Source organism: Marinobacter sp. (genome assembly GCF_033722195.1).
Taxonomy (GTDB): domain Bacteria; phylum Pseudomonadota; class Gammaproteobacteria; order Pseudomonadales; family Oleiphilaceae; genus Marinobacter.
On sequence record NZ_JAWVZL010000122.1, the window covers coordinates 1 to 7,550 of the forward strand.

Annotated in this window: 6 protein-coding genes and 1 tRNA gene; 5 read left to right on the forward strand and 2 right to left on the reverse strand. The window is 59.9% G+C overall.

The features are described from left to right. Positions 1 to 273 (forward strand): sigma-70 family RNA polymerase sigma factor (locus R3280_RS14985; RefSeq protein WP_318999419.1); only part of this gene is annotated, 273 nt, incomplete at its 5' end. 448 nt (positions 274 to 721) lie between these two features. Beyond that, positions 722 to 798 (forward strand) — tRNA-Ile (locus R3280_RS14990). Between the two features lie 255 nt (positions 799 to 1,053). On the opposite strand, the gene R3280_RS14995 is transcribed toward R3280_RS14990, so the two are convergent. Continuing rightward, the gene (locus tag R3280_RS14995) at positions 1,054 to 2,277 is read right to left on the reverse strand and encodes an NADH:flavin oxidoreductase/NADH oxidase family protein (protein WP_318999420.1); all 1,224 of its coding nucleotides are present in this window, start codon (positions 2,275 to 2,277) and stop codon (positions 1,054 to 1,056) included. Between the two features lie 473 nt (positions 2,278 to 2,750). Continuing rightward, complete coding sequence (locus tag R3280_RS15000) at positions 2,751 to 3,167, reverse strand: MerR family transcriptional regulator (protein ID WP_318999421.1); 417 nt, start codon at positions 3,165 to 3,167, stop codon at positions 2,751 to 2,753. A 420-nt stretch (positions 3,168 to 3,587) separates the two neighbouring features. On the opposite strand from R3280_RS15000, the gene R3280_RS15005 reads away from it, so the two are divergent. The 3 genes from R3280_RS15005 to R3280_RS15015 form a co-directional block, all read left to right on the forward strand. Next, entirely contained in the window at positions 3,588 to 4,400 is an 813-nt protein-coding gene (locus tag R3280_RS15005) for an SEL1-like repeat protein (protein ID WP_318999422.1), read from the forward strand. Positions 4,401 to 4,469: 69 nt separating this feature from the next. Beyond that, the gene (locus tag R3280_RS15010; RefSeq protein WP_318999423.1) at positions 4,470 to 6,785 is read left to right on the forward strand and encodes an EAL domain-containing protein; all 2,316 of its coding nucleotides are present in this window, start codon (positions 4,470 to 4,472) and stop codon (positions 6,783 to 6,785) included. Between the two features lie 121 nt (positions 6,786 to 6,906). After that, positions 6,907 to 7,550: methyl-accepting chemotaxis protein (locus tag R3280_RS15015; protein ID WP_318999424.1), on the forward strand; the 644-nt coding region annotated here is incomplete at its 3' end.

Below are 7,550 nucleotides of genomic sequence, written 5' to 3' on the forward strand. Positions count from 1 at the left end.
ATCCAGGCCCTGTCACCGGTGGATTCCGCCACCGCCGAAGGCCTGCGGGAAGCCACCCGCTCCGTGCTGGCCGGCCTCACCGCCCGGGAGTCCAAGGTTCTGCGCATGCGTTTTGGCATCGAGATGAACACCGACCACACCCTGGAGGAAGTCGGCAAGCAGTTCGACGTCACCCGCGAGCGGATCCGCCAGATCGAAGCCAAGGCCTTGCGCAAACTGCGCCACCCTTCCCGCTCCGATCACCTGCGCGGCTTCATCGACGATCAGGGTTAAACCTCTGTGGCGGGCGCCCTACCCTCACGGGTATAATGGCGCCCGCTGATTTCCCTCCGGTTATCAGCTTCATAAAGGGCCTATAGCTCAGTTGGTTAGAGCTGGGGGTGAGGACTGACCGATCATCCAGTGGATGATCGCAGCAGGCCGAACGGGCAGCTCGCTGCCCCGGACCTCCCGAAGGGAGGCATAATCCCGCAGCACCGAGGGCGCAAGGCCCGAGGGACTGCCTGCCGCAGGTCGGCAATTGGTTTTTTGATAAAGGGCCTATAGCTCAGTTGGTTAGAGCTGGGGGTGAGGGCTGACCGATCATCCAGTGGATGATCGCAGCAGACCGAACGGGCAGCTCGCTGCCCCGGACCTCCCGCAGGGAGGCATAATCCCGCAGTGCCGAGGGCGCAAGGCCTGAGGGACTGCCTGCCGCAGGCCGGCAATTGGTTTTGATAAAGGGCCTATAGCTCAGTTGGTTAGAGCAGGGGACTCATAATCCCTTGGTCGCTGGTTCGAGTCCAGCTGGGCCCACCACTCCTTTGATTCGCGCTGAACCTCTGGTGTTGCAACCATAAAATGTCAGTTCTGGCCAGCTTATGGTTACTTAGGTAATCAGAAATGGCTGCGCCAAAAGCGTGATCCTGTTTGGTCGCAAAGCAAACGTTCAAATAATCGCGAGAGCGAGCGTCCAGCCCCGTCAAACATGCGACAACATGTGCAGGCGATCATGGCGAACTCGACCTGCCAACGCTTCAAGAAGCCAAAACGTTGGCTTCACTCTCCCACGCACTAAGCCGCCATTTTCCTGCGATACCTGCGGCTAAGAACGGTGTTGTTCAGTTGTCCGCAAGCCAGCGCCCAAAACGGTGAAACCTCTGGTTTGGCGGGCTTTCCCAGGCTGTGTTTAAGCAGCTGATATTTCACCACCGACATATAGGCCAAGGAAGCCAAAGGCTTGTTCTTCCAGTTGATCGGGGACAGTTCGGGCGCGGTGTTTCGACCGTTTTCCCAGTCTCTCGGCAAGTTTGGGTCGATGGCCAGCGCTGTTGCAATGCCCACCATGTCCACACCGCTACTGACCACCTGTTCGGCCACTGGTAAGCGGCGCACACCGCCCGTCAGCATCACGGGCATTCTGGCGACAGCTTGGATGTCTTTGGCGAATTCGAAGAAGTAGGCTTCCCTGGCAAGGGTGCGACCATCCCGGGCACCGCCGTGCATGGCGGGCGCCTCGTAGCTGCCACCTGACAGCTCGACCAGATCAACGCTAAGGGGATTCAGCATTGACACAACTTGTCTCGCATCATCCTGACTGAAGCCCCCTCGCTGGAAGTCGGCGGAATTCAGCTTCACGGCCACGGCGAATTCTGGGGACACGGTAGCGCGGATACCGCGAACCACCTCGATCAACAGGCGCGCACGATTCTCCAGCGAGCCGCCCCACCGATCCTGGCGCTTATTGGTCAGCGGTGACAGAAACTGACTGATCAGGTATCCGTGCGCCCCATGAACCTCGACGCCCGTAAATCCGGCCTGCTCGGCCAGCCTGGCTGTTTTGATAAAGCGGGCAATCACGTCTTGAATCTTTTCATCCGTGAGCTCCCGTGGTGGATTGAAATGCTTGGACATCTTGCCTAGGTCAACTGGGACCGGCGAGGGCGCCCAGGTTTCCTGGGCCAGATCGCCCGGCATTTGACGACCAGGATGATTGATCTGCATCCAGAACTGCGCGCCCTTGGCTCGCCCGGTGTCAGCCCATCGTTTGAAGAGTGGCAATTGTTCGTCGTTCTCCAGAACCACGCCGCCCGGACCAGTCATCGCCCGACGATCAATCATGACATTTCCGCTGATCAACAGACCGGAACCGCCCTCGGCCCAGGCGCGGTATAGCTGAATGAGACCTTCAGACGGGGCGAAATTGGAATCCGCCATGTTCTCTTCCATGGCAGCTTTGGCAATCCGGTTAGGTACTTGGGCGCCATTTGGGAGCAAGAGTGGTTTAAATACGTTCATGAGTCACCTCCTTTGGATGTGAGGCGACTCTATCCTTAAAGTCAACTTTAAGGTCAACAGAAAAATAACGATTACCTTAAAGCTAGATTTAATCTTATGGTGCCTCCCGTATCCAACATCATGGAGTGAGCGTTCGGTCACTTTTGCAGGAATAGATCAGAAAAGCGGGAAGCTGGATTTTGTCTTAGAGACCGATCGAATGGAGGATTTCTCAGAAGAAGAGGCCATTGTGACCAACAATTTCATCATTACGAATCAGAATGAACATCTGATCTATGGCCACGCCGATTCACGCCAACTAAAACACGCCTCGACATAAATGACGACACCGTCAATCCTACGCCGGGTAAGGGAGAGTTCTCGGAATTTATTCGCAGTCTGGATCGTGGTGGGATGGTCCGGTATGACTAGGTTCCACGCTTTCAAAGTGCGCTCTATGCACCCCAACCACTGGCCTCCCTGAAAGACTGAGGTCACTGTTCGGGCTTTCTCAGACCATACTGGGAAAGCACCCGTTTGGCGTTCGCGGCACAGTCCATGTCCTGCGGTTTGGCCTCGATATCCGCCAGAACATCCAGCAACTGGGCTTTGCTGGCAGCCAGTCTCTGCTCCATGTCCTCGATATCCCGGACTTTCTGCTGAAGGGATTGCAGTAGAAAACTGTGGTCCCAGGTTTCCATGTCAGACGGAAGCAAGGACCTCAGCTCATCCAAGCTAAATCCGGCGTGTTGCGCCGTCGTAATAAGCTTGAGCACGGTGACCGCTTCCGGCGGATAGCTGCGATAGCCATTAGCCTTGCGCTGCACGCTCTTCAGTAATCCGATGCGTTCATAAAAGCGGATTTTGGAAGGTGCCAACTGCGTTCGCTCGGCAATTTCACTGATTTTCATGCGCGCCTGCCCGTCAAAGATTAAAGTGGGATTTAACCTTATCAATTGCTGCGGCAGGCGCCCAGCTCTCGGTTACTAAATGATCGTGCCGGTCGAATTTCATTGTTCGCTTTTGTCTACGTTTGGACAATTTATGGTTACACTACGTGGTCACAGTATGGTTGCACTACCTCCTCATCGGACCATTCCAGCCAGAAATCGCAGATCTGCCCCCAGCAAGCCAAAAGACTCGAATCAACTTCAAAAATTCCGTCGCGTTCGTCCGTCGGGCCCGCTTGCTCGTATACTGGGAACAACCGGCTGCTGAATGCCCATGCCAACATTCCCAACCCGGGGTGCCCCAAGATGTACCGATGGACGATACTGCTGATAAGCCTTGCCCTGCTCGGCGGTTGCGCGTCCGTACAGAAAGACCGTTTGATGGCAACCTCGGCCGACCTGCTGGCCAGAACCGGTGACGCCCTCAGCAGGATCGGCGAAAGAACCCCTGCCGCAGACGAAACCGCTCCTTCCAGGGCGCCTGCCAAGCGCGACCAGTTGGCGGAACTCTTTGATCAACCTTACATTGACCCACTCACCCGCTACCTCGCCAAGCACGCTGACGATCCGGCCTATTCGGGGCAGTTGGAGCGGGTGCGCCGGGAGCGGGACCGTCGTTGCCGGGCCATCGCCGAGAATTTTGCCGCCAAACCCAGGACCGAGGAGACGCTGACAAGTTACCGGGCCGGCTACAGTTTCTCCTGCCCCGGCCAGGTGGCCGCCTATGAGCGGGCCCTGGCAGGGGAGCAGGAGCGCCAGGCCAGCGCCGAGAAAGCCAAGAAAGCCGAGCAGGCAGAGAACCCCGAGGAGTCTGCCCAGGCAGCGGCGCCGATACAGGATGACCAGCTCAGTGAGTGTTACCTGCTGACCACCATCCGGAACTTCACTGAGGCGCGCCGGGTCTGCCAGGAGCCCGCCGAAGCCGGCGACGTCCGGGCCCAGGCCAACATGGCGCTGATTTCGCACGCCCTGGCGGATTATCGCCAGGCCCACCAATGGGCCCGCAAGGCCGCCGCCGAGTCCAGTGAGGCGGCCTACCTGCTGGGCCGTATGTACACCAACGGTCAGGGCGTCGAGGCAGACCCGGCCCGGGCTGAAAAGTGGTACCATCAAGCCGCCGGGCAGGGACACGCCGGCGCCAAGGCCGTGCTCCGGGAGCGCAGCGACTCAAGCGGGATAACGAAGACACAATAATCCGAAAGGTTGCCAGCGATGCGGTTCCCATGGCGTCCGGTTCTGAGATTCTGGCCCAAGCAGACCTCCATGGCGTCGATCATCTGGCTGCTGGGGCTGCTTATCCTGCTGTTTTCCGGCGGCATGCTGTTGCTTTCCCAGCTCAACCTCAATTACTCCCAGCAGGCCCTCTCCGACCTCAGACGCCAACAGATCGAAGATGTGGTGCAGACCGGCCTGGCCCGCATTCATGCCCGCCAGCAGGCTTTAGCCCAGCACACCACCGCATTGGCCCGACTGGGAGAAAGCCTTTACCGCATGGCCCCGGAAACTGAGCCGGCAAACGCCCTCACAATGCTGGATTCGGCCCTACGGGCCCATCTTCAGGATTTTGACGGCGCCTTCGGTGCCGGGCTCTGGTTCGAACCCGGCTACCTGACGCCGGCAGGTGAACATTACGCCGCCTACTTCATCAAGCCCGATCCGCAGCAGCCCTTGCAGCGGGTGAAGGGTGCGAATAACGACGACTTTCGAACCACCGCCTGGTTCGACCGCACCCTGGGGCCGGACTGGACCCTGGCGGACCAGGCACCGGGCCAGGTGTACTGGTCACCGGTGTACTTCGATTTCAACAGCAACCGGGCATTGCTCACCCTGGCCGCGGCCATGGTGGATGACCAGGGCGAGCTGATCGGCATGGCCACCACCGACTGGACCTCGGATCAGGTCATCGAACTGGTCAGCCGTGTGGAAGTCACCGCCAACAGCTTTGCCTTCCTGAACGACCGCAACAACCGCAACCTCTCCAGCCTTGCCCGCGGCAACGACACCCTGCTGGAGCAGAAGCTCATCGATGCCATCCTGGCGGAGAACCTGTCTGCCTCCACCGACTCCGCGGGCGACAGCGACGAGGCCCTGCAGACCCGCGCCCTGAGGGTGAACGGCCGGGTCTACGAGCTCTTTTACGCAGCCACCGCGGCGGGCACTGTCTATGGCGCCGGCGTCCCCCGGGATGAGATCGACCAGGTACTGGCGCCCATGCGCCGGGCCAACTTCCAGATCCTGGCGGTGACCGGATCCGTGCTGTTGCTGCTCAGTGTGTTTCTGGCGTACCGCATCATCCAGTTGATGCGCGAACTGCGGGCCTCCTACACCGACAGCCTGACCGGACTGCCCAACCGGGCCCGGCTGCTCCGCGACCTCGCCCGGACGCCATCGGCAACCCTGGTCCTGATCAACCTGGACCGCTTCCAGGAGATCAACAGCCTGTTTGGCAATCGCTGCGGCGACCAGGTGCTGATCACCCTGGCCAGCCGGATCAAGCGATTCAGCCGGAGCCATGGCGAGAGCCTGCGGGGCCGACTGTACCGCCTGGCCGCCGATGAGTTCGCGCTGCTGGGGCAGGCCGCGCCGAAGCCGGAGCTGGCGGCTTTTGCCGATCGGCTCAACGGCTTCATCCGTACCCAGGAAGTGCACTGGCAGCAGCAGGTGCTGACCGTGGATGCCAGCATTGGCATCGCCTGCCGCGACCAGCAGGAATCCGAAGCCTCGGACCAACTATTGAGCCAGGCCACCATCGCCCTGGGCCAGGCCCGCGAACAGCACCGCCATTTCCAGATCTACCGGCCGGAGCAGGCGGTGGAAAAAGCCTTTGAGCATAACCTGCACTGGGCCAGGCGCCTCAAGGACGCCCTGGCGAACGATCGGGTGGTGCCCTACTTCCAGCCCATCCACGACAACCAGTTGGGGCGGGTCACCAAATACGAATGCCTGGTGCGGCTCAGCGATCCGGAGCTGGGCGTCGTCAGCCCCGGCCAGTTCCTGGGTATTGCCCGCCGGCTCCGGCTGGATCGTCAGCTTACCCGGCTGATGGTGCAAAAATCCTTTACCCGCTTCCGGCACAGCCCCTACCAGTTCTCCATCAACCTGTCCTACAACGACCTCATGGAACCGGAGGTGCTGACTGCCATTCTGGACGCCATGAAGGACAGCCGCATCGGCGAGCGGGTGATCTTCGAGATTCTCGAGTCCGACGGCATCGAGAACTACAACGAGGTGATGGCCTTTATCGAGAAGGTCAAACCCTACGGCTGCCAGATCGCCATCGACGACTTCGGCACCGGCTATTCCAACTTCGAACAGCTGCTGCGTCTGAACGTGGACATCATCAAGATCGACGGCAGCCTGATCCGCAACCTGGACCAGGACGTGACCGCGCTGCGGGTGACCCGCGGCATTGTCCAGTTTGCCCGCAACCTGGGCATTGAGACGGTAGCGGAGTTCGTCCACAACCAGGCCGTCCAGGACAAGGTGGTGAGCCTTGGCATCAACTATTCCCAGGGCGCCTGGCTGGCCATGCCGGCACCGGATCTGCAACCGGGCACCGCGGACATCGTCTCCCATTGACAGGTTGCGCCCCCCAAAACCCGCTTTTTTCAATGCCCTATCCTCAAGTAACGGGCCCGATCGCCGATAGATTCAGGACCACACTCCCGTTCTCGACTGCAAACCCACTGAGGCTTTCACGGTGAATCTTCTCAGCAAACGACTTTCCTATCAGATCACGGCCATCCTGTTTGCCACCAATCTGGTCATGGGCAGTATCGCTATCGCCTTCCTTGCAATGACGGATCAAACGGGCGACCGCTTACCAACAATCGCCACTGCCATTGTTCTGGCGATGCTTGCCAGCGCCTTTCTGACCAGCGTTTTCGTGAATCGCCGCATGATGCGCCCAACGTTAAGCCTGATCGCCCAGCTGGAACAGCTCGGGGATGGCGACCTGTCCGATCCTGCCACCATCCGCCGCGACGACGAACTGGGCTCCCTGGCCAACGCCGCCCGCAAACTGCACCAGTTCCTCAGCGAGATCCGCACGACAACCCAATCCAACGCGGCGGACCTGCAGGGTATTGGCGAGTCCATCAAGCAGGGTGCTCACACCGTTGCCGAGAAATCCGAGCAGAGCCACCAGCGCATCGACCAGGTGGCTGCGGCCATGAACGAGATGTCCGCCACCGCCCAGGACGTGGCCCAGCACGCCGCCGCCGTCTCCTCCCAGGTGGACGAGACCACCGAACAGACCGATGCCGCCGACAGTAGCATCCACTCCACCATGACCAATATGGAGCGGCTGGCGGACCAGATCCGCTCCACCTCGGAAACCGTCGC